The 23,074-nt window shown below is 53.1% G+C and carries 18 protein-coding genes; 10 read left to right on the top strand and 8 right to left on the bottom strand.

Going from position 1 to position 23,074, the window contains the following annotated elements; genetic code table 11:
• Positions 1–78 precede the first annotated feature (78 nt).
• A complete protein-coding gene (locus OGX67_RS03985; protein ID WP_003023611.1) occupies positions 79–483 on the bottom strand; it encodes an OsmC family protein in 405 nt (134 codons plus the stop codon).
• Between the two features lie 306 nt (positions 484–789).
• Here OGX67_RS03985 and crp point away from each other — a divergent pair, with 306 nt between their 5' ends.
• Both crp and OGX67_RS03975 read left to right on the top strand, forming a co-directional pair.
• On the top strand, positions 790–1,422 hold the full coding sequence (gene crp, locus OGX67_RS03980; protein WP_000242758.1) for a cAMP-activated global transcriptional regulator CRP: 633 nt from the start codon (positions 790–792) through the stop codon (positions 1,420–1,422).
• Positions 1,423–1,473: 51 nt separating this feature from the next.
• Positions 1,474–3,561, top strand: a complete 2,088-nt coding sequence (locus OGX67_RS03975; protein WP_003023605.1) for a YccS/YhfK family putative transporter — start codon at positions 1,474–1,476, stop codon at positions 3,559–3,561.
• 91 nt (positions 3,562–3,652) lie between these two features.
• On the opposite strand, the gene argD is transcribed toward OGX67_RS03975, so the two are convergent.
• The 5 genes from argD to ppiA all read right to left on the bottom strand — a co-directional run bounded on the left by argD (position 3,653) and on the right by ppiA (position 6,989).
• Positions 3,653–4,870, bottom strand: coding sequence for a bifunctional acetylornithine/succinyldiaminopimelate transaminase (argD, locus tag OGX67_RS03970; RefSeq protein WP_003023603.1), 1,218 nt, complete (start codon positions 4,868–4,870; stop codon positions 3,653–3,655).
• Positions 4,871–4,955: 85 nt separating this feature from the next.
• Positions 4,956–5,519: an aminodeoxychorismate synthase component 2 gene (gene pabA, locus OGX67_RS03965; protein WP_257651308.1), complete on the bottom strand. Its 564-nt coding sequence runs from the start codon at positions 5,517–5,519 to the stop codon at positions 4,956–4,958.
• Between the two features lie 31 nt (positions 5,520–5,550).
• Positions 5,551–6,153: a putative adenosine monophosphate-protein transferase Fic gene (locus tag OGX67_RS03960; RefSeq protein WP_032950367.1), complete on the bottom strand. Its 603-nt coding sequence runs from the start codon at positions 6,151–6,153 to the stop codon at positions 5,551–5,553.
• Positions 6,143–6,310, bottom strand: a complete 168-nt coding sequence (ficA, locus tag OGX67_RS03955) for a FicA/YhfG family antitoxin (RefSeq protein WP_003023597.1) — start codon at positions 6,308–6,310, stop codon at positions 6,143–6,145. Before ficA ends, OGX67_RS03960 begins: the two co-directional genes overlap by 11 nt.
• Positions 6,311–6,416: 106 nt before the next feature.
• A complete protein-coding gene (gene ppiA / locus OGX67_RS03950; protein WP_003023595.1) occupies positions 6,417–6,989 on the bottom strand; it encodes a peptidylprolyl isomerase A in 573 nt (190 codons plus the stop codon).
• A gap of 264 nt (positions 6,990–7,253) precedes the next feature.
• On the opposite strand from ppiA, the gene tsgA reads away from it, so the two are divergent.
• The 8 genes from tsgA to OGX67_RS03910 all read left to right on the top strand — a co-directional run bounded on the left by tsgA (position 7,254) and on the right by OGX67_RS03910 (position 20,600).
• Positions 7,254–8,435: an MFS transporter TsgA gene (tsgA, locus tag OGX67_RS03945; RefSeq protein WP_003023593.1), complete on the top strand. Its 1,182-nt coding sequence runs from the start codon at positions 7,254–7,256 to the stop codon at positions 8,433–8,435.
• 305 nt (positions 8,436–8,740) lie between these two features.
• Positions 8,741–11,284, top strand: coding sequence for an NADPH-nitrite reductase large subunit (gene nirB, locus OGX67_RS03940; RefSeq protein WP_003023592.1), 2,544 nt, complete (start codon positions 8,741–8,743; stop codon positions 11,282–11,284).
• Entirely contained in the window at positions 11,281–11,607 is a 327-nt protein-coding gene (nirD, locus tag OGX67_RS03935; RefSeq protein WP_003023590.1) for a nitrite reductase small subunit NirD, read from the top strand. The genes nirB and nirD overlap by 4 nt, the downstream gene beginning before the upstream one ends.
• 198 nt (positions 11,608–11,805) lie before the next feature.
• Complete coding sequence (gene nirC, locus OGX67_RS03930; RefSeq protein ID WP_257651309.1) at positions 11,806–12,615, top strand: nitrite transporter NirC; 810 nt, start codon at positions 11,806–11,808, stop codon at positions 12,613–12,615.
• A gap of 15 nt (positions 12,616–12,630) precedes the next feature.
• On the top strand, positions 12,631–14,004 hold the full coding sequence (gene cysG, locus OGX67_RS03925) for a siroheme synthase CysG (RefSeq protein WP_048218769.1): 1,374 nt from the start codon (positions 12,631–12,633) through the stop codon (positions 14,002–14,004).
• 339 nt (positions 14,005–14,343) lie between these two features.
• Positions 14,344–15,051, top strand: coding sequence for a BigA/YdbA N-terminal beta-barrel domain-containing protein (locus tag OGX67_RS03920; protein ID WP_286525950.1), 708 nt, complete (start codon positions 14,344–14,346; stop codon positions 15,049–15,051).
• Positions 15,052–15,105: 54 nt separating this feature from the next.
• Positions 15,106–20,238 carry a pectate lyase-fold domain-containing protein gene (locus OGX67_RS03915; protein WP_286525946.1) on the top strand — a complete coding sequence of 1,711 codons (5,133 nt, stop codon included), beginning with the start codon at positions 15,106–15,108 and terminating at the stop codon, positions 20,236–20,238.
• Between the two features lie 191 nt (positions 20,239–20,429).
• Complete coding sequence (locus tag OGX67_RS03910) at positions 20,430–20,600, top strand: YhfL family protein (protein WP_071697075.1); 171 nt, start codon at positions 20,430–20,432, stop codon at positions 20,598–20,600.
• Positions 20,601–20,665: 65 nt separating this feature from the next.
• Here the strand turns inward: OGX67_RS03910 and OGX67_RS03905 are convergent, their stop codons facing one another.
• Positions 20,666–21,754, bottom strand: coding sequence for an aminotransferase class I/II-fold pyridoxal phosphate-dependent enzyme (locus tag OGX67_RS03905; protein WP_257651311.1), 1,089 nt, complete (start codon positions 21,752–21,754; stop codon positions 20,666–20,668).
• Between the two features lie 13 nt (positions 21,755–21,767).
• A complete protein-coding gene (locus OGX67_RS03900; RefSeq protein WP_286525941.1) occupies positions 21,768–23,072 on the bottom strand; it encodes a YhfT family protein in 1,305 nt (434 codons plus the stop codon).
• Positions 23,073–23,074 lie beyond the last annotated feature (2 nt).

Here is a 23,074-nt window from a genome sequence, read left to right as displayed (position 1 = left end):
GCGCTTCGCTTATCGGGCCTACGACTCAACATCACCCTGTAGGCCGGATAAGGCAACGCCGCCATCCGGCATCAGCAATTACGCGGCAACCACTTCATAGGAGTGGGTAATGTTCACCGCCTTTTCCAGCATCAGCGCCACGGAGCAATATTTTTCCGCCGAAAGATCGACCGCACGTGCGACGGACGCATCTTTCAGATCGTTACCCGTTACGATGAAATGCAGGTTGATATGGGTAAACAGGCGCGGCGCTTCATCACGACGCTCGGAGGTCAGCTTCACTTCGCAGTTGGTCACATCCTGACGACCCTTTTGCAGGATCGACACCACATCAATTGCGCTGCAACCACCCGCAGCCATTAAGACCATTTCCATCGGGCTCGGCGCTTTATCACCGGAATTACCGTCCATCAAAATCTGGTGGCCAGAGGCGGACTCACCGAGGAAGGTCAGCCCTTCAACCCACTTAACACGTGCTTGCATATTTTATTACTCCGATGCATCAATTTTCCTGACAGATTACGCGCACACAACAAATCTCGCAACGGAAGGCGACCTGCGTCATGCTGAAGCGAGACACCAGGAGACACACGGCGAAAGCTATGCTAAAACAGTCGGGATGCTACAGTAATACATTGACGTACTGCATGTATGCAGAGGACATCACATTACAGGCCGTCGCACGTATTGACAGCCCCCTTCCCAGGTAGCGGGAAGCACATTTTTGCAAACCCAGAGACAGGATGTTTTTTGGCTCTGGAGACAGCTTATAACAGAGGATAACCGCGCATGGTGCTTGGCAAACCGCAAACAGACCCGACTCTCGAATGGTTCTTGTCTCATTGCCATATTCATAAGTACCCATCGAAGAGCACGCTGATTCACCAGGGTGAAAAAGCGGAAACGTTGTACTACATCGTTAAAGGCTCAGTGGCAGTGCTGATCAAAGATGAAGAAGGGAAAGAAATGATCCTTTCTTATCTGAATCAGGGCGATTTTATTGGTGAATTAGGCCTCTTCGAAGAAGGTCAGGAACGCAGCGCCTGGGTCCGTGCTAAAACTGCATGTGAAGTCGCTGAAATTTCCTACAAAAAATTTCGCCAATTAATCCAGGTCAATCCAGATATTCTGATGCGCCTGTCCTCTCAGATGGCTCGCCGTCTGCAGGTCACGTCTGAAAAAGTGGGCAACCTTGCCTTCCTCGACGTTACCGGTCGTATCGCGCAGACTCTGCTGAATCTGGCGAAACAGCCTGATGCGATGACCCACCCGGACGGCATGCAGATTAAAATCACCCGTCAGGAAATCGGCCAGATCGTTGGCTGCTCCCGTGAGACCGTCGGTCGTATTCTGAAGATGCTGGAAGATCAGAACCTGATCTCCGCACACGGTAAGACCATCGTCGTCTACGGCACACGTTAACCCCATCGAAGTGGCGCGTTACCCCGTAATGCGCCACTTTTGTTTGCTCCGATGTGGCGAAGACTGATATACCACCCAGAGATCAACTACGCACTACGACAAACGCTGGTGCTATGTTTACCTGTGGCCGTCGGCCTGATCATCGGTCAGCTTCATCTGGGACTCCTCTTTTCCCTCGTCCCTGCCTGCTGCAATATTGCCGGTCTTGATACCCCGCATAAGCGCTTTTTCAAACGCTTAGTGATTGGCGCGTCTTTGTTTGCCGGATGCAGTCTGATCATGCAATTACTGCTGGCACAGACTATACCGCTGCCGCTGATCCTCACCGGCCTGACGCTGATTCTTGGTGTAACCGCAGAATTAGGCCCTCTGCATGCGCGACTACTACCTGCCTCGCTTATCGCGGCAATTTTCACACTCAGTCTGGCAGGTAACATGCCCGTCTGGGAGCCGCTGCTAATCTACGCGCTGGGCACATTGTGGTATGGCCTGTTCAACTGGTTCTGGTTCTGGATGTGGCGCGAGCAGCCGCTGCGTGAGTCGCTCAGCTTGTTGTACCGCGAATTAGCCGATTACTGTGAGGCCAAGTACAGCATGCTGACCCAGCATGCCGACCCAGAAAAAGCGCTGCCTCCCCTGCTGGTGCGCCAGCAAAAAGCGGTGGATTTAATTACCCAGTGCTATCAGCAAATGCATATGCTGTCGGCGCATCGCAACAACGATTATAAGCGCCTGCTACGTGCCTTTCAGGAGGCGCTCGATTTACAGGAACATATTTCCGTTAGCCTCCACCAGCCGGAAGAGGTGCAAAAGCTGGTCGAACGTAGCCACGCCGAACAAGTGATTCGCTGGAATGCGCGCACCGTCGCCGAACGCCTTCGCGTACTGGCCGATGATATTTTGTATCACCGCTTACCGACCCGTTTCTCAATGGAAAAGCAGATTGGCACGCTGGAGAAAATCGCCAACCAGCATCCGGACAATCCGGTGGGTCAATTTTGCTACTGGCACTTCAGCCGTATTGCCCGTGTGCTACGCACCCAGCGACCACTGTATGCCCGTGATTTAATGGCTGACAAGCAGCGTCGGCTGCCGCTGATCCCTGCCCTGAAAAGCTATCTGTCGTTGAAATCCCCGGCGCTGCGTAATGCCGGACGCATCAGCGTCATGTTGAGCATTGCCAGCCTGATGGGCAGCGCCTTACACCTGCCAAAACCCTATTGGATTTTGATGACAATCCTGTTTGTCACGCAAAATGGCTACGGGGCAACCCGGGTACGTATCTTACACCGTTCAGTAGGGACGCTCGTCGGTCTGGTGATCGCCGGCGTCACGCTGCACTTTCATATTCAGGAAGGTTACACGCTGGCAGGCATGCTACTGATAACCCTGGTGAGTTATCTGACCATCCGCAAAAACTACGGCTGGGCTACCGTCGGCTTTACCGTCACCGCGGTATATACCCTGCAACTGCTGACACTGAACGGGGAACAGTTTATCGTGCCGCGGTTTATCGATACGGTCACTGGCTGCCTGATCGCTTTTGGCGGGATGCTCTGGCTGTGGCCGCAGTGGCAGAGCGGTTTACTGCGTAAAAACGCCCACGATGCGTTAGAAGCCGATCAGGAGGCCATTCGCCTGATTCTTAGCAACGATCCCCAGGCCACACCGCTGGCGTATCAACGCATGCGGGTCAACCAGGCGCATAACACGCTGTTCAACTCACTTAACCAGGCGATGCAGGAGCCTGGGTTCAACTCGCACTATCTGGCGGACATGAAACTGTGGGTTACGCATAGTCAGTTCATCGTCGAACACATCAACGCAATGACTACGCTGGCAAGGGAACATACGATGCTGACGCCGGATTTGGCGCAGCGATATCTGGAGTCCTGTGAAATTGCGATCCAGCGCTGTCAGCAGCGGCTGGAATATGACGGACCCGGAAGCTCCGGCGATGTGAATATTCTTGAGGCGCCAGAGATGCTGTCCCATGGGCCTTTAAGCACCCTTGAGCAGCATCTGCAGCGGGTTTTGGGGCATCTGAACACCATGCATACCATTTCGTCGGTAGCATGGCGTCAGCGACCGCACCACGGGATCTGGCTGAGCCGCCGGTTGCGGGACATGAAAGGTTAAGGTCGACTGCCGGATGCGCTACGCTTATCCGGCCTACGAATCACACCTTACCCTGTAGGCCGGATAAGGCACTCGCGCCGCCATCCGGCAATCAGCCCACCACTTTCGCCACGGCCTGCGCGAAGCGCTGCATCCCTTCATCGATATCGGTCTGCTCCACCACCAGCGACGGCGCGAAACGCATCACGTCCGGTCCGGCGTTCAGTACCATCACGCCTTCATTCGCCGCGGCGTACAAGAAATCACGCGCCCGGCCTTTAAACTGCGGCTTCAGTTCGGCGCCGATCAGCAGTCCCATACCGCGAATGTCGCTGAAAATGTCAAACTGCTGGTCAATTTTCTGCAAATGCTGAACAAACGCCTGGCGTTTGGCCTGAATACCTTCCAGCACTTCCGGCGTGTTGATGATATCAAACGCAGCTCCCGCAACCGCGCAGGCCAGCGGGTTACCGCCGTATGTGGAGCCGTGTGAACCCACGTGGAACGCGGAGGCAATCTCCTGGGTGGTCAGCACCGCGCTCACCGGGAAACCGCCACCGAGCGCCTTGGCGCTGGTCAGGATATCCGGCGTCACGCCGTAGTGCATATAGGCAAACAGTGAGCCAGTACGCCCCATCCCGCTCTGTACTTCATCAAATACCAACAGCGCCTGGTGCTGATCACAGAGCTCACGCAAGCCTTGCAGGAATGCCGGCGTTGCCGCAGTAACGCCACCCTCGCCCTGAATAGGCTCGATCACCACCGCGCAGGTGTGATCGTCCATCACCGCTTTGACCGCATGCAGATCGTTAAACGGGACATGGATGATATCTGCCGGCTTTGGTCCAAAGCCGTCGGAATATTTCGGCTGCCCGCCGACGGATACGGTAAACAGCGAGCGGCCGTGAAACGCGTTATGGAAGGCAATGATTTTGGTTTTGAACGGGCTATGACGCACGCAGGCATAGTGGCGCGCCAGCTTAAAGGCGGTTTCGTTAGCTTCGGTACCGGAGTTCATGAACAGTACGCGTTCGGCGAATGTTGCCTCAATGATTTTACGGCCTAAGCGCAACGCAGGTTCGTTGGTGAAAACGTTGCTGGTATGCCACAGGGTTTCACCCTGGGTTTTTAACGCCTCAACCAGCGCAGGATGGCAATGCCCTAACGCGGTAACTGCAATGCCGCCCGCGAAATCAACATACTCTTTACCCTGTTGATCCCATACTCGACTCCCTTTCCCTTTTACCGGGATAAACTCAGCCGGTGCATAAATCGGCAGAATCACTTCATCGAATGTCGCGCGTGTAATTGCAGTTTGTTCAGTTGCCATGTCATTACCACCCTGTTAAGCAGAAATGCTAGTGAAATTATAATCACAAAATATGAATAAAAAATCACTAAATAGCAACCACAAATCACCGGTTGAGGAAATTAGCCAGCAGCTGATGCCCCTGTTCGCTGAGAATGCTCTCCGGGTGAAACTGCACCCCTTCCATATCCCACTCCCGGTGGCGAATACCCATGATCTCCTGCGTTTCACTCCAGGCGGTCACCTCAAAGCAGTCAGGAAGGGTTTCGGGAGCGACCACCAGAGAATGATAGCGCGTTACCGTTAATGGATTGGCGAGCCCCTGAAAAACGCCCTGCCCGTTATGCGTAATCGGCGACGTTTTACCATGCATCACTTTCGCCGCCCGAACCACGGTCGCGCCAAAGGCCTGCGTCATCGCCTGGTGCCCCAGACAAACGCCCAGCAGAGGGATCTTCCCTGCGAAATAGCGAATAACCTCCAGCGAAATACCGGCGTCATCCGGCGTACAGGGTCCCGGGGAAATGACGATTTTTTGCGGGCTCAGCGCGTCAATTTGCACCAGCGTCAGCTCGTCGTTGCGCCTGACAAGGACATCTGCCCCCAGTTCGCAGAAGTATTGGTACAGGTTCCAGGTGAAAGAATCATAGTTATCGATAAGCAGGATCATGGCGGCTCCGGTACATAAGAACCGCGCTATTCTACTCAGTTTCCGGTGCTTCGCTTACCACTTTACGAAATATCGCCCGCAGTGCAGACAGGTCACCCATCGCCCCGCTCTGATTAGCCTGATTCCACTCCTCAACCGGAATGCCATCCCAGCTCAGCACATACCCTGCATGAATCGCTAACTGTTCGAAGAAAATACGCTGCGCCAGACCGCTACCAATGCGAAACGGATGCAGCACATTGATTTCGCAATAATAGTGCGCAAGACGATCGACAAACTTGTCTTCCAGTAATCCCACCAGCCAGGACTCATCTTCCAGGTCCTGCATCAGTGCATTGCCCTCTTTCTCGATATAGGCGAAATGGCAAAAGCGAGTATCGCCCTGGTAAATATCGACTTCGCGCAAGTGTCCCGCCCAGTCAAAAATATCCCGATACAGCTGGCGATGAATGGCGCACAGGTGCGGTAAGCCCCGTTTAAGCGGCCCCAATTCGATAGTCGCCGCACGCAGCGCCGTCAGTTCATAAGCCGCCTGCGCCAAACGCTGCGCCTGATGAATCCCCAGACGGTTACGCATGACATTCAGGCCCGGATATAAATACGGGTCGCGACCATCACCGAATTTATCGCTCATAGTGCCTCCTCAGCTCTTCAAGACGCGCCAGAGCGTCTTCAGCACTCAGAGTAACCCGTAGAATATCTACGCCTTCCAGCCGTCGGCTGGCCTGGAAATTGGCGTTTCGCCGCTGTTCCCACAGCCTGGACTTTTGTTTATCGGTGAGTTTTTTCACGTGACCTCCCTGAATGAGCCGACACTTGCCACAAGTATAAGCAGCAATTTCGGGTTACGCAGAGAGAGGGGGGAACGCGGGCAAGAACTACCCGCGCGAGATACGATTACGGCAGAACTTTAGCAGAAAGGATAACAATCGGTTTTGACGGAACATTCTGGTATGGACCGACATCATGGGTCTGTACCTGAGAGATCTTATCCGCGACATCCATACCTTTCACAACTTTTCCGAAGACAGCATAGCCAAAGTCGCGCTGGCCGTGATCGAGGAAAGCGTTGTCTGCAATGTTGATAAAGAACTGGCTGGTCGCGCTGTCTTTATCCGCTGTACGCGCCATAGCAATCGTGCCGCGGGTGTTACGCAGTCCGTTATCGGCTTCATTCTTGATTGGCGGGTTAGGTTTCTTCTGCTGCATCTGCTCGGTAAAACCGCCACCCTGCACCATGAAGCCAGGGATCACACGGTGGAACGTAGTGTTGTTATAGAAACCGCTGTTGACATAATCGACAAAGTTTTGCACTGAAACCGGGGCTTTCTGACTGTTCAGCTCCAGCTCAATGTTACCAGCAGAGGTTGTCAGCAGAACATGAGGGTCACCTTTTGCTGCCAGTGCTGCGGGAGAGAGAGCAGAAAGAGCGAGAACAGCTGCAACAGCCGCCAGAGTCGATTTGAGCATGAGAATTCCTTAACAAGAGCAGAAATGAAGCAAGTGAATTGATTCTAAAGAGCCTTCAAGGACAAGGCCATCCCTTTACCTAATTTTACGTACTTGAAACAAATGTAACCTTACTGCCGCATGAATCAATGTGATTTAGATCACATACAAAAATGTAATAAACAAACTCATTACCAATAAATATTTAAATACATCACAAAAGCGCCTAAAATCTGCCCGCTCACGGCGCAGTCAATGCGCCTTACACTTCTATACAGGCCAGTCATGACTAACAGCAATCGCATCAAGCTCACATGGATTAGCTTTCTCTCCTACGCCCTGACAGGTGCGTTGGTAATTGTCACCGGGATGGTGATGGGAAACATCGCAGATTACTTCCATTTGCCCGTTTCCAGCATGAGTAACACCTTCACCTTCCTGAATGCCGGCATTCTGATCTCTATCTTTCTGAATGCATGGTTAATGGAAATCGTGCCCCTGAAAACCCAGTTGCGCTTCGGCTTTATCCTGATGGTACTGGCAGTCGCCGGACTGATGCTCAGCCATAGCCTGGCCTTGTTCTCTGCCGCCATGTTTGTATTGGGTCTTGTGAGCGGTATAACCATGTCGATTGGTACGTTCCTGGTAACTCAAATGTACGAAGGTCGCCAGCGCGGTTCCCGCTTACTGTTTACTGACTCCTTCTTCAGCATGGCCGGGATGATTTTCCCGATGGTTGCCGCGTTCCTGTTAGCGCGCAGCATCGAATGGTATTGGGTCTATGCTTGCATCGGCCTGGTATACGTCGCTATTTTCCTGCTGACCTTCGGTTGTGAATTTCCGGCACTGGGTAAACACGCTCAGCAGTCAGACGCGCCGGTAGTAAAAGAAAAATGGGGGATTGGCGTGCTGTTTCTGGCGATCGCCGCGCTGTGCTACATCCTCGGTCAGTTGGGCTTTATCTCCTGGGTTCCGGAATACGCCAAAAGCCTGGGTATGAGCCTGAACGACGCAGGTAAACTGGTCAGCGACTTCTGGATGTCTTACATGGTTGGCATGTGGGCGTTTAGCTTCATTCTGCGTTTCTTCGATTTGCAACGCATCCTGACCGTACTGGCGGGTCTGGCCACCGTACTGATGTATCTGTTTATCACGGGTACGCCGGAACATATGCCGTGGTTCATTCTAACGCTGGGCTTCTTCTCCAGCGCGATTTATACCACCATCATTACCCTTGGCTCCCAGCAGACGAAGGTCGCCTCACCCAAACTGGTTAACTTCGTTCTGACCTGCGGCACCATCGGTACTATGCTCACCTTCGTGGTAACCGGCCCTATTGTGGCACACAGCGGCCCACAGGCAGCATTGCAGACGGCTAACGGCTTGTATGCGGTTGTATTCGTAATGTGCTTTATTCTTGGGTTCGTCACGCGTCATCGCCAGCATAACGCGCCAGCAACGCATTAATCTCAGTGCCGGGGCGCTTAGCTAGCCCGGCCTACACACTGCCGGATGGTATCTACATCATCCGGCATATTTTCGCCCCCTCTCTTCTTTCACTGGTCATGTAGGCCAATTCTTACAAAAACCCCTTAATTTGTACGCTATTTGTACAAACACGAAAACTCAAATAATTCCGTCACTTATAAAAATGCTGACAAATCAGTTATATACCTCTTAAGGGGTATATAAGGGCGAATTTGATTTGCATCAATAAGTGCGGTTGCTGAATCGTTAAGGTAGGCAGTAATAGAAAAGAAATCGAGGCAAAAATGAGCAAAGTCAGACTCGCTATTATCGGTAATGGTATGGTCGGCCATCGCTTTATTGAGGATCTTCTTGATAAATCCGACGCTGCCAATTTTGATATTACCGTCTTCTGTGAAGAACCCCGCAAAGCATACGACCGCGTACACCTGTCTTCCTACTTCTCCCACCACACCGCCGAAGAGCTTTCTCTGGTGCGTGAAGGATTCTACGAGAAGCACGGCGTTAAGGTGTTAGTGGGCGAGCGCGCAATTACCATTAACCGCCAGGAGAAAGTAATCCACTCCAGCGCAGGTCGTACGGTTTACTACGATAAGCTAATCATGGCGACGGGCTCTTACCCGTGGATCCCACCGATTAAAGGTTCGGAAACCCAGGACTGCTTCGTTTACCGCACCATCGAAGACCTCAACGCGATTGAGTCTTGCGCGCGCCGTAGCAAACGCGGTGCCGTGGTCGGCGGTGGCCTGCTGGGCCTGGAAGCCGCTGGTGCGCTGAAAAGCCTCGGCGTTGAAACCCACGTGATTGAATTCGCCCCAATGCTGATGGCTGAACAGCTGGATCATATGGGTGGCGAGCAGTTACGTCGCAAAATTGAAAGCATGGGCGTGCGTGTGCACACCAGCAAAAACACCAAAGAGATCGTTCAGGAAGGCACCGAAGCGCGCAAAACCATGCGTTTTGCCGACGGTAGCGAACTGGAAGTCGATTTCATCGTCTTCTCTACCGGTATTCGTCCACGCGACAAACTGGCCACCCAGTGCGGCCTTGACGTCGCGCCACGCGGCGGTATCGTCATTAACGACACCTGCCAGACTTCTGACCCGGACATCTATGCCATCGGCGAATGCGCAAGCTGGAACAACCGCGTGTATGGTCTGGTCGCTCCTGGCTACAAAATGGCGCAGGTTGCCGTTGACCATATTCTCGAAACTGAAAACGCCTTTGAAGGCGCGGACCTGAGCGCCAAGCTGAAGCTGCTCGGCGTTGACGTCGGCGGTATTGGCGACGCGCATGCTCGCACGCCGGGCGCACGTAGCTATGTCTATCTCGACGAAAGCAAAGAAGTCTACAAACGCCTGATCGTTAGCGAAGATAACAAAACCCTGCTCGGCGCGGTTCTGGTTGGCGACACCAGCGATTACGGCAATCTGCTGCAGTTGGTGCTGAACGCCATTGAACTGCCGGAAAATCCAGATTCACTGATTCTGCCAGCACATGCGGGCAGCGGTAAGCCATCTATCGGTGTCGATAAACTGCCGGACAGCGCGCAGATTTGCTCCTGCTTTGACGTCACCAAAGGCATGCTGGTTGCCGCTATCAACAAAGGCTGCCATACCGTTGCGGCGCTGAAAGCGGAAACCAAAGCCGGTACCGGATGTGGCGGGTGTATCCCGCTGGTAACGCAGGTCCTGAACGCCGAACTGGCGAAACAGGGTATCGAAGTTAACAACAACCTGTGCGAACACTTCCCGTATTCACGTCAGGAACTGTTCCACCTGATCCGCGTAGAAGGCATTAAAACTTTCGAAGAGTTGCTGGCTAAACACGGTAAAGGTTACGGCTGCGAAGTGTGTAAACCTACCGTGGGTTCCCTGCTGGCGTCCTGCTGGAATGAGTACATCCTCAAACCACAGCACACGCCGCTGCAGGACACCAACGACAACTTCCTGGCCAATATCCAAAAAGACGGTACTTACTCCGTGATCCCGCGCTCTGCGGGCGGTGAAATTACCCCTGAAGGCCTGGTGGCCGTGGGCCGTATCGCGCGTGAGTTTAACCTGTACACCAAAATTACCGGTTCTCAGCGTATCGGTCTGTTCGGCGCGCAGAAAGATGACCTGCCGGAAATCTGGCGTCAGCTGATTGAAGCGGGTTTTGAAACCGGCCACGCGTATGCCAAAGCGCTGCGTATGGCGAAAACCTGCGTAGGTAGCACCTGGTGTCGTTATGGCGTCGGCGATAGCGTCGGCTTCGGCGTGGAGCTGGAAAATCGCTACAAAGGCATTCGTACCCCGCACAAAATGAAATTCGGCGTCTCCGGTTGTACCCGCGAATGTGCGGAAGCTCAGGGCAAAGACGTGGGTATCATCGCCACTGAGAAAGGCTGGAACCTGTACGTTTGCGGTAACGGCGGGATGAAACCTCGCCATGCAGACCTGCTGGCAGCAGATATCGATCGCGAAACGCTGCTCAAGTATCTTGATCGTTTCATGATGTTCTACATCCGTACCGCCGACAAACTGACCCGTACCGCACCGTGGTTAGACAATCTGGAAGGCGGCATCGAGTATCTGAAGTCCGTCATCATCGACGACAAGCTGGGCCTAAACCAGCATCTTGAAGAAGAGATGGCCCGTCTGCGTGAAGCGGTGGTCTGCGAGTGGACAGAAACCGTTAACACTCCATCCGCGCAGGTTCGCTTCAAACACTTTATCAACAGCGATAAACGCGATCCGAATGTCCAGGTTGTGCCTGAACGTGAACAACATCGTCCGGCCACGCCTTATGAGCGTATCCCGGTGACTCTGGTGGAGGAAAACGCATGAGCCAGTGGAAAAACATCTGCAAAATCGATGACATTCTGCCTGCAACAGGCGTCTGCGCCCTGTTAGGTAACGAGCAGGTTGCGATTTTCCGCCCGTATCACAGCGACCAGGTGTTTGCGATCAGCAACATCGACCCGTTCTTTGAGTCCAGCGTGCTTTCTCGTGGGCTGATTGCTGAACATCAGGGCGAATTGTGGGTTGCCAGCCCGCTGAAAAAACAGCGTTTTCGTTTAAGCGACGGACTGTGCATGGAAGACGAACAGTTCTCCGTAAAACATTACGAAGCGCGAGTGAAAGACGGCACGGTGCAACTGCGCGGTTAATAAATTTTTGGGAGGCGCAACGCCTCCCCTTTTTTGTATTTTTTTCATTGTAATTGTTATCACAAAATCATTTGTGCTGCATCGCGGCGGCAACTGAGCAACCCCCCAAGAGCATAGTTCACTATGTGACTGGGGTGAGCGAGGGCTGCCAACAAAGAGGCAGTGCAAAGGATGAAGTGAGAAAAGGATAATCAACACATGTTCACAGACACTATCAATAAGTGTGCGGCTAACGCTGCGCGCATCGCACGCCTGTCGGCAAATAACCCGCTCGGGTTCTGGGTCAGTTCGGCAATGGCAGGGGCCTACGTTGGCCTCGGCATCATCCTTATTTTTACCCTCGGTAACCTGCTCGACCCGTCCGTACGTCCGCTGGTGATGGGTGCAACCTTTGGTATCGCTTTAACGCTGGTTATTATTGCCGGTTCAGAACTGTTTACCGGTCACACCATGTTCCTGACGCTCGGCGTCAAAGCGGGCACCATCAGCCACGGCCAAATGTGGGCTATCCTGCCGCAAACCTGGCTGGGTAACCTGGTCGGCTCCGTGTTTGTCGCCCTGCTTTATAGCTGGGGGGGCGGCAGTCTGCTGCCGGTCGATACCAGCATCGTCCATTCGGTCGCGCTGGCGAAAACCACCGCGCCTGCAACGGTGCTGTTCTTTAAAGGCGCACTGTGTAACTGGTTGGTTTGTCTGGCAATATGGATGGCAATCCGTACCGAAGGCGCGGCAAAATTCCTCGCTATCTGGTGGTGTCTGCTGGCGTTTATCGCTTCAGGCTACGAGCACTCGGTGGCCAACATGACGCTGTTTGCCCTCTCCTGGTTCGGTCATCACAGCGAAGCTTATACCCTGTCAGGAATTGGTCATAACCTGCTGTGGGTGACACTCGGTAATACTTTGTCCGGTGTCGTATTCATGGGATTAGGTTATTGGTATGCTACGCCAAAATCGGAGCGTCCGGCTCCGGCAAAAATCAACAAGCCAGAGGCGGCTGCTAATAATTAATTAAGGGGTAATGTCGTGGACCATTTGCCTATATTTTGTCAACTACGTGACCGCGACTGCTTGATCGTCGGCGGTGGTGATGTCGCAGAACGCAAAGCGCGGTTACTGCTGGAAGCGGGCGCCCGTTTAACGGTTAATGCACTGGCGTTTATTCCGCAGTTCAAAGTATGGGCAGATGAAGGCATGCTGACGCTGGTTGAGGGACCGTTCGATGAGTCCCTGCTCAACACCTGCTGGCTGGCTATTGCCGCCACCGATGACGATGCCGTCAACCAAAGCGTCAGCACCGCCGCGGAGTCACGCCGTATCTTCTGCAACGTGGTCGACGCGCCAAAAGCAGCCAGTTTTATCATGCCCTCCATTATCGACCGCTCGCCGCTGATGGTGGCGGTCTCCTCCGGCGGGACATCGCCGGTGCTTGCCCGTCTGCTGCGTGAAAGGCTTGAATCCGTACTGCCTCAGCATTTGGGCCAGGTCGCACAATATGCCGGCAAGTTGCGCTCCCGGGTGAAGCAACAGTTTGCCAGCATGGGTGAACGTCGCCGCTTCTGGGAAAAATTGTTCGTGAATGACCGCCTGGCGCAGTCGCTGGCGAACAATGACCTAAAAGCCGTCGAGGAAACCACCGAGCAAATGCTCAGCGAACCGCTGGATCACCGTGGTGAAGTGGTACTGGTTGGCGCCGGTCCTGGCGATGCCGGCCTGCTGACGCTGAAAGGGCTACAGCAGATCCAGCAAGCGGATGTCGTGGTCTATGACCGCCTGGTTTCCGACGACATCATGAACCTTGTACGCCGCGATGCAGACCGGGTGTTCGTCGGCAAACGTGCGGGCTATCACTGCGTACCGCAGGAAGAGATCAATCAGATCCTGCTGCGTGAAGCACAGCAGGGCAAGCGCGTGGTACGACTGAAAGGTGGCGACCCGTTCATCTTTGGCCGTGGTGGCGAAGAGCTGGAAACGCTGTGCCATGCCGGTATTCCATTCTCTGTAGTGCCTGGTATTACCGCAGCCTCTGGTTGTTCTGCCTATTCCGGCATTCCACTGACCCATCGTGATTACGCTCAGAGCGTGCGTCTGGTTACCGGACACCTGAAAACCGGCGGTGAGCTGGACTGGGAAAACCTGGCGGCCGAGAAACAGACGCTGGTTTTCTACATGGGATTGAATCAGGCAGCCACCATCCAGGAAAAACTGATTGAATTTGGCATGCAGCCTGATATGACCGTCGCACTGGTAGAAAACGGGACTTCCGTGAAGCAACGCGTCGTCAACGGGGTTCTGACACAGCTCGGCGAGCTGGCACAGCAGGTTGAAAGTCCGGCGCTGATTATCGTCGGTCGCGTGGTTGGGCTACGCGATAAGCTGAACTGGTTCTCGAATCATTAATTGAATGCTAATAAATGCCCTGATATTCAGGGCATTTATTTTATTAATAGAGTTATTTATTCTAACAAGACAATTAAAAAAAACTAAATAATTCACTCTAGAAATACACGAAGATAAAAAACCGCATAATTATCAATAAAGCGCCTCCCGCCCGCACAAAACAAGCAAACTACATTCATCAGAAAAATGAATAGCTCCGAGGGCCTATTTGACCAGGTCCGATATATCGATGGTAAAATAATATTCATTGAATGAAATTCCCTAGACTAATCATATTTCACTTACATTTAAGAATTTCATTTCCAATTACAGGATGTTATATAACCAAGGACGATTCTTATGAAAAGAAGAAAGATCATTGCTATTGCGATTGCGGTTGCATTACAACCCTGGTACACCCCAGCATTTGCCTCAGATAACAACGATGACAATGAAGATTGTCCGAAAAACATTTCCTTATTATCCAAAGAAGAACGTAAAAAACTCTCTGCAGCCTGTCTTGCTGCATTGCCTGAAAACGACAATCACTGGGGGTGGGTAACAGGGGGAGTAGCGGCTCTGGTTGCCAGCGTCGCCATTGGTATAGATAACAACGGCGGCGGTCATGCTCGCCATCAGGATACCTCACCACTCCCTCCAGACGATAATGTAACACCGATACCACCTGACGATGGCGGCGATGATGTCACCCCGCCAGACGACGGTGGCGATGATGTCACTCCGCCTGACGACGGTGGCGATGTCACTCCGCCTGATACTCGCGTAAATATCTATGATAACGGCGTGACGTCCGATCACGGCGCGGCAACGGTCACACTGGATGAGCTAAACATTAATACCGCAGCGACCAGCGCCACCAATGTGGTTCTGAGCTGGCAAAAATCAACAGATGGCAACAGCTACATCCTGACTGCCGCAGACGGCACGCAACTGGTTGCCGATAAATGGCACATCACCGATGACAACAATGCCGTTTTCAGCGGCACAACCTCTGATGGGCGTTTCTGGAAATATGACAGTCGCGGTAACCTGATTGTCGCCAGCTAAGGGACGCTAATTACCGACCAGGACGGCGCAACGCATACCAGCGAACGCGGGCTGGTGATCAGCGGTGAGAATGAAACGGGTGTGATTATTTCCGGCGATAACACACAAAACACGCTGAATGGCAACTCCACGGTAAGCGATGGCGCTATTGGTATTATTGTTACCGGCGATAACACTATCAACACCATTTCAGGGCAATCGACCACTGACGGCGCGACCGGCGCATTTATTTCAGGTAATGGCACGACAACCAACATCTCAGGCGGTATCGACGTCACTGACGGTGGTACAGGTCTGGTTATCGATGGCGACGATATTACGATCGATAATACCGGAATCTCAGACATCAGCGGTGAAGGTTCCACTGGCTCTGTTATCAACGGTAATAACGCGCGCGTCGTCAATGAAGGTGAAATGACTATCACCGACGGTGGCACCGGGGGACACATTACCGGGGATAATGCGTTCATCGAGAATAAAGGGAACTCAACCGTCAGCGGAGAGGGATCGTCTGCGCTAAATATTAGCGGCGACGACGCCACCGTCATCAGCGAAGGCGCACAGTATATATCCGATGGCGCTACTGGCACTCATATCAACGGTAATGATGCCACTGTTAATATGACTGGCGATATCACCGTCAACAACGGTGCTATCGCTATGATCATTGACGGTGACAATTCCAGTGTGAATATCACCGGAACCTCCGATATTAGCGGACAGGGTTCAATCGGAACGATCATTAATGGCGATAAAGCGCATATCACTAACGATGGTGAACTCAATGTAGCTGACGGTGGTACAGGAGCGAAAATTACTGGCAACGATACAGTCGTCGACAATACAGGGGATGTTACAGCCAGCGGCACCGGTTCCACTGCACTGTATATTGAAGGTGACGATACGCAGGTTATCAGTCAGGGACAGCAAACCATTACCGATGGTGCAACCGGTACACGAATCAATGGTGACAGCACTCGCATTACCAACACGGGCGATATTACGGCCGATGGCGCAGGCTCAATAGCCGCCGTTATTGATGGCAATGACTCCAGTCTGATCCAAACCGGCGATCTGCTGGTGACTCATGGTGCTACGGGTCTTGTCGCCTATGGCCAGAACAACACCCTTAGCAATACCGGTAATGCCACAGTACAGGATACATCGTCTATCGGCTTCGTGGTGGCCGGCCAGGGGAACACCTTTAAAAACAAAGGCAATATCCAGGTTAGCCTCAACGGTACGGGGACGTTGGTGAGTGGCAATGAAGCGCAGACCACGCTCGGTGGCAATATCATTGTCGACTCAACGCAGGACAGTACGGGTGTTTATCGTGGCGCAACCGGCATTTCCATTATTGGCGATGATACCACCACCGATATCTCCGGCAGCGTATCGCTTAACAGTGATTTTGCCAATAATAGCAAAATGGCAAGCAGTGATGTTTTATCCGGTATTGATATCACTGGTGATAATAATCAGGTAAGTTTATCCGGTGCTCTCACCATTTATTCCAGCGATCAGACGAGTAACGACTCGGGCGGCTACCTAAATTCTATCGGGCTTAACATTACTGGCGATGGCAATAATGTTGATCTGATGGGAGGGATCAATATTGACCAGTCTGCCGTCCCGGGGATGTATTCCTCCCTCGTTACCGGCATTAATATCAATGGCGAAAGCAACGTCACGCTGGATGGACATTCTCAGCTGAAAATTAAAGATATCTCCGGAGGCAGTACCGCCCTGGTTAATGTGGCAAATGGCGGAGAAGTTATATTTAACGACACTTCGGTGGTGGATATTCAATATAACTTCATTGACAGCCAGTACTTCAGCCTCAATGCAATAATGGCAGCAGGCGGTACGAACTCTTCTATTGAAAATCAGGGGGCAATTAACATGAGCGGTATAACAACCCTCATGCGTGCCTCAAATGGAGCATCGGTTAAAAATAGCGGTGATATCAAAGCAACAACCAACACCACCAAGTACAACATGATAGCAACCCTCGAAGCCGATGGAAAAAATTCGACCGCAGTCAATGCCGCAGGCGGCAGCATCACGCTGACCACCGGGTCAACGCCTTACGGCGAAGGCGGCATCCTCCTCTATCCAATCGCCTGGTATAGCAATACGGTTTACGGCATGTTGGCCTACAACAATGCCGCGGTGTTCAACGACGCCGGGGCCGAAATATCCCTTTACGGAGCAGGGTTATATGGTATGACCGCATCCAAAGGAACAGCACTTAACGCCGGGTCGATTTATGTCGACGGTTTTAAGCAGACGCTGGATGCAGACGGTAACATCATTAGCGAAAGTTACTGGGCGCCTTCCGACCGTAGGGTGAGCAGTAGCGGAATGGTAGCAGGCTCCAGTAATAGCGGTAGTGGTAGCGCTACGGTAACGAATACCGGCACCATCACCGTCCATAATGCGGGCTTCGGTATGTCGGCCCTGTCAGGCGGTACGGCGATTAACCAGGGCACCATCAATTTAACCAGCGATGAGAACGTGGGAACAGAGACTCCCCTGCTGGTTGGTATGGCCGCGACCGCAGGAGGGACAGCAATAAATAGCGCGACAGGCGTTATCAATATTGATGCCAGCTACGGCCAGGCATTTTATGCCGACGGCAGCAGCTACATCATCAATAATGGCCAGATCAACCTCAACGGTAGCCCGATGGATGATCAGGATACGCATATGGGCTCCACGCCAGGCGATCAGCTGTGGCTGCAGGTGCTGGCGGGCAGCGGCGACAGCGACACCCAAACCTCCGCCAGCGGATTCATCAGCGTCACCCCCCTGGCAAACTACGGCAACGAAACGCTTAACGGCAATGTTGATGCGAAAAGCTGGCTATACAACGAAGCGGATGCCGCACTGACCGTTGATGGTACGTTGAGCATCAACGCAGGTGGTCTGGAAAACAAAGGAACTCTGAACGCCGATAAAATAAAGGCCAATGCAACCACGTACAACCGTGCGGGCGGCAGCATCACCACCGATCTACTGACCCTCGGCGGCAACACCACCTTCTTTAACGATGGTGATTTTACCGGGGCTATTTCAGCAAGCAGCTACCAGCAGGAAATCGTCAACAACGGTGGTATGACGGTGACGGAAGACGGTAAAGCGCTGATGAGCGGCAGCTTCCTGCTCTACAATGATGCGGGGGCAACACTCAGTAACAGCGGCAGCGCGGTAGCGGGCGGCGAAAATACTATTGTCCATGTCACACGCACCAGCGACTCTCTCTCTCAGGTCAACAGCGGCACTATCACTGCCACTAACGGCTACAGCGCCATCACCACGGCCAGTACCGATTCAAACAGCAATGGTAAATGGATCTGGAATACCGAAACAGGCGTGATTAACGGCATTAACCCAAATGCGCCGCTCATCAACCTCGGACGCGGCTATAACTTCGCCAACCAGGGAACCATCAACGTACAGGGCAACAACGCTGTCGCAATCAGCGGCGGCTCCACCAGCTATATTGTCAACCTGGTTAACAGTGGCACCATTAACGTTGGTACCGAACAGGGGCAAATCGATGACACCAACGGCACCGGGCTTATCGGAATCAAGGGCAATGGTTCGAAAACCACGATCAACAACACGGCTGACGGCGTAATCAACGTATACGCGGATAACTCTTATGCCTTTGGCGGCACGACAAAAGCCATTATCAATAACGGCGAGATCAATCTGCTGTGTGATAGCGGCTGCGGTATCTATGCGCCAGGAACCACCTACACCAACGAAGACGGCGCTGCGGATATCGCTATACCAGACGCGGATACTGCACCATCTCAGGGAAACATCCCGACGCCGCCAGCCGATCCGAACGCGCCGCAACAGCTCTCTAACTACATTGTCGGCACCAACGCTGACGGCAGCTCCGGCACGCTGAAAGCTAACAATCTGGTGATTGGCGACAATGTAAAAGTGGGTACCGGATTTACCGCGGGCACGGCAGACACTACTATCGTGGTGGATAACGCCTTTACCGGTAGCAATATCCAGGGCGCGGAAAACATCGGATCCACCAGCGTGGTGTGGAATGCTCAGGGCAGCACCGACACCGACGGCAACGTAGATGTCACCATGACCAAAAACGCCTACACCGACGTGGCGACCGACAGCAGCGTCGACAGCGTCGCCCAGGCGCTGGATGCAGGCTACACCAACAACGAGCTGTATACCAGCCTGAACGTTGGCACCACCGCCGAGCTCAACAGAGCCCTGAAGCAGGTGAGTGGCAGCCAGGCCACCACTGTATTCCGTGAAGCGCGCGTACTCAGCAACCGCTTCAACATGCTGACCAGCGCAGCGCCGCAGGTGAACGCGAATGGTCTGGCGTTCAACGTGGTGGCGAAGGGCGATCCGCGTGCCGAACTGGGCAACGACACCGAGTACGACATGCTAGCGCTACGTCAGACGCTTGATTTGACCACCAGCCAGAACCTGACGATGGAGTACGGGATCGCCCGTCTGGACGGCAGTGGTTCACAAAAAGTGGGCGACAATGGCCTGACTGGCGGCTTCAGTCAGTTCTTCGGTCTCAAGCACAGCATGGCGTTTGAAGACGGACTGGCGTGGAATAACGCCCTGCGTTATGACGTACACAATCTCGACAGCAACCGCTCTGTCTCTTATGGCGATGTCAGCAAAGTTGCGGATTCCAGCACGCGTCAACAATACCTCGAATTCCGCAGTGAAGGTGCGAAAACCTTTACCCTGGATGAGGGGCTGTCGGTCACGCCATACGCAGGAGTGAAATTACGTCACACGCTGGAAGACGGCTACAAAGAACGCAGCGCGGGTGATTTCAACCTGAGCATGAACAGTGGAAGTGAAACAGCTGTTGATTCTATCGTCGGCCTGAAAGCGAACTATACAGGTCAAAATGGCTGGAGCGCTAACATGACGCTGGAGGGCGGTCCAAATCTGAGCTACAGCAAGAGCCAGCGCTCAGCGTCTTTGCAGGGTGTGGCGGGTCAACAGTTCAGTCTCGATGATGGTCAGAAAGGCGGCGGCATGAACGGCCTGGCAACCGTCGGCGTGAAATACAGCGCCAAAGATGCCAGCCTGAACCTGGATGCTTACCAGTGGAAAGAGGACGGTATCAGCGATAAAGGCTTTATGTTGAATTTCAAGAAACATTTCGCTAAATAAAAGCGCTGGCGGTCTGTTATTATTTATTAATATCAGACCGCATTTATAACCCATCAATTCACCAAACAAATAATTAATAAATAATATAAAGTCCTTATCTGGACTACATCAATGCCCTATTACCTGATATTTTAACGACCGAGAAATGGATTTCATCCATTTAAAAATAGATACCTAATAAGGATTTTGATATGTTTAAATTTGCAAAAATCACCATTGTTGCAGGGATTCTGGCTACGCTGACCGCATGTACTGGTCATATTGAAAACACAAAAAACAACTGTAGCTACGATTATTTATTCCATCCGGCGATTTCAATTTCTAAAATTATTGGTGGCTGCGGCCCGGCTGCAAATCAATAATATACGCGATTGCGCAGATACAAAAAAACCGGGAATTTCCCGGTTTTTTCATTTTAGATTTACGCTCACTCACATACACTCACGCTTTCCCGCAAAATCCGCAGCACCGTGTCCTCGCCACTGCGATTGGGATTAATACGAATCGCATAGTCGCTCAGCTCTGGATTCGCTTCACGGAAGGTCCCGGAGAGGCGATAAAACAGCGGCGGGATTTCATATTTCGACTCCGCTCCTACCGGATACGGTAGCGCACCTCTCTCTTGCGCCGCTTTCAGCACACGGGCGGCAATCGGCTGGTGAAACTCCACGATCAGCACCTTCGACTGGGCATTAGCAATAACCGCTTTTTTCACCTCAGGTATCGCTCCACTATCGAGCAGATTCAGCAGACGCTCAGAAACGCCAGCCTGCACCGCATGCATCACCGGAGCGAAAACCAGACCGCGAAGAACCTCGAGCGCCTGCGCTCCCTGGATCTGGCTGCCGCCGGAATAGAGGGTGCTACGAATTTTAGCGATGACCTCTGCCTTGCCGATAACCGCCCCTACGCCTTCCGGGCCGAAGAGCTTAAAGCAGGAAAAGGTGGACAGCGTCGCCCCACACTCGCAGCCGATACCCTCTACTTTCATCACCGCGTAGTTATCATCGGTTAATGTCGGTACGCCACATTGTGTTATTTCCGCCAACACATCCGCTAAAACGTAATGGTCCTGCGGTTGCTGCCGCGTATGCTGTACCAGCGCGGCATCAGGGCGATACTGCGTAATAGCCCGCATGATTGCCGAGGGGCTGTTGAAATCAGCCCTGACCAGGGTGATGCCCATCTGCTCGATGATCACCTGTGTTGTAGGATACACAGGTGCGTCGTGTACCAGCAGCCGCTGCCCGGGTTTGAGCAGTGCGGCCAGCCCAGCGCGAATAGCCCCGGTGCCAGCCCCCTGAACCAGCACGGCGGCTTCAGCATGAAACGCCTCGGCCAGCACCTTTTCCACTCGCTGCGTGACCCGGGGCTGATTCAGTCCCGGGGCCAACCCAAAATCGCCACCAGCCAGAAAGTCAGCGCCAGGAAAGTGACGGCAGAGCGTATCCACCAGCGCAAACTGCTTTTGTTGTGCTTGCGCGAGCGTCAGACTTTGCAGAGGGAACGTCTTCATGTTTTACGCCTCCTCAGGCCGGAACAAACAGACCAAACCAGTAGAGAATATTCAGCACAATACCCGTAATCATCACCGCCACGACCGGGGCCGCCATCTTCTGCACCGGACGCCCTATCGATTCGTTAAGGAAGTAAATCGCTACCGCAATCGAGAAGCCGGTGTAGCCCGCCATCTTGATGGCGGCAAAAATCGAGCCTATCAGCAGCGCCATTTCCATCAGCATATTCATCGCATTACGAATATTGTCCGATGCGTTACGCACTGACGGATAACGCCCCAGCCATTTGCCAATTGAGCGCAGCAGCAGCACTTCCGCTGAAATCACGATAGCGCCAAGGATTGCCGCTATCCACGGGTTCGGAGCCAGATAACCTACGGAATAAACAAAGGTGAAGCCCGCTACCGCGTACACACCGGTTGCCAGCGCGGTGGTGGCAATCAACGGCACAAAACCCAACCCACGCATAAATTCCGCCAGCGCCGCCTGGTTAATCAGCGTCTGCGATTGCTCAGGCGTAATCCCCGCTGAATAGGCTTTTTCCAGCGTAAAAATTGAGACCTCGCTACCAGCAAAAATTTTCATACTGGCAACGGCGGCAATCAGCGCGCCAACGATGGCAATATACGGCAGGTTTTTAATAATCCGTGAGGTTCGTTCTTCAAAGACAGATAACCCGCTGGCATCTATCTCTTCATCGCCACGATGGCGAATATCATGCGTAATGGCGATCGCCAGCAGCATCATCATCCCCACAAAAATCTCAATTGATTCCGGGTTCAGATGCGGGAAGTAACGCACCACCACCACGCGGGTCATCAGTACCACCACCGCCGCGATAATGCTGTGTTTCCAGCCAAACTGGTAGAAAATCGCCACCAGCGGGAAGAGTGCGAATGCAGAAACCACCGGCGAACTTAATTCACCCAAGCTACCCAGCACATCCACCGGCAGCGCCGTGAGCAGATGGTTCACCGGCAGCAGGCAGGTCAGAATCAATACGCCCCAGATAGCGCCCAGACCGAACGCCAGCAGGCTGTTCATTGCCAGCACGCCGAGAATATCCGTCGGCAGGAACAGCAGCCAGGCGTTGAGCAAGCCGGTTTTCAGGGTAAAGGAGATCCCCACCGACGCTACAAAGCCGATACTCAGACCAAACGCGATACTTCCCGCCTCACGGCGGTTCATGTACCCCTCGATCAGTTGCGGCAGAATCGGGCGGATGCCGTCATGAAAGACGGCCGCCGAGCGGTGTGCCAGAAGTGACGTCATGCCGGTCAGGCAGGCCACCACCACAATCTGAATATACAGATCCATAG

Source organism: Citrobacter sp. Cf118, assembly GCF_030334095.1.
GTDB lineage: Bacteria > Pseudomonadota > Gammaproteobacteria > Enterobacterales > Enterobacteriaceae > Citrobacter > Citrobacter freundii.
The sequence above is the reverse complement of the archived record's forward strand: the minus strand, read 5'-3'. Positions and strand labels throughout refer to the sequence as shown.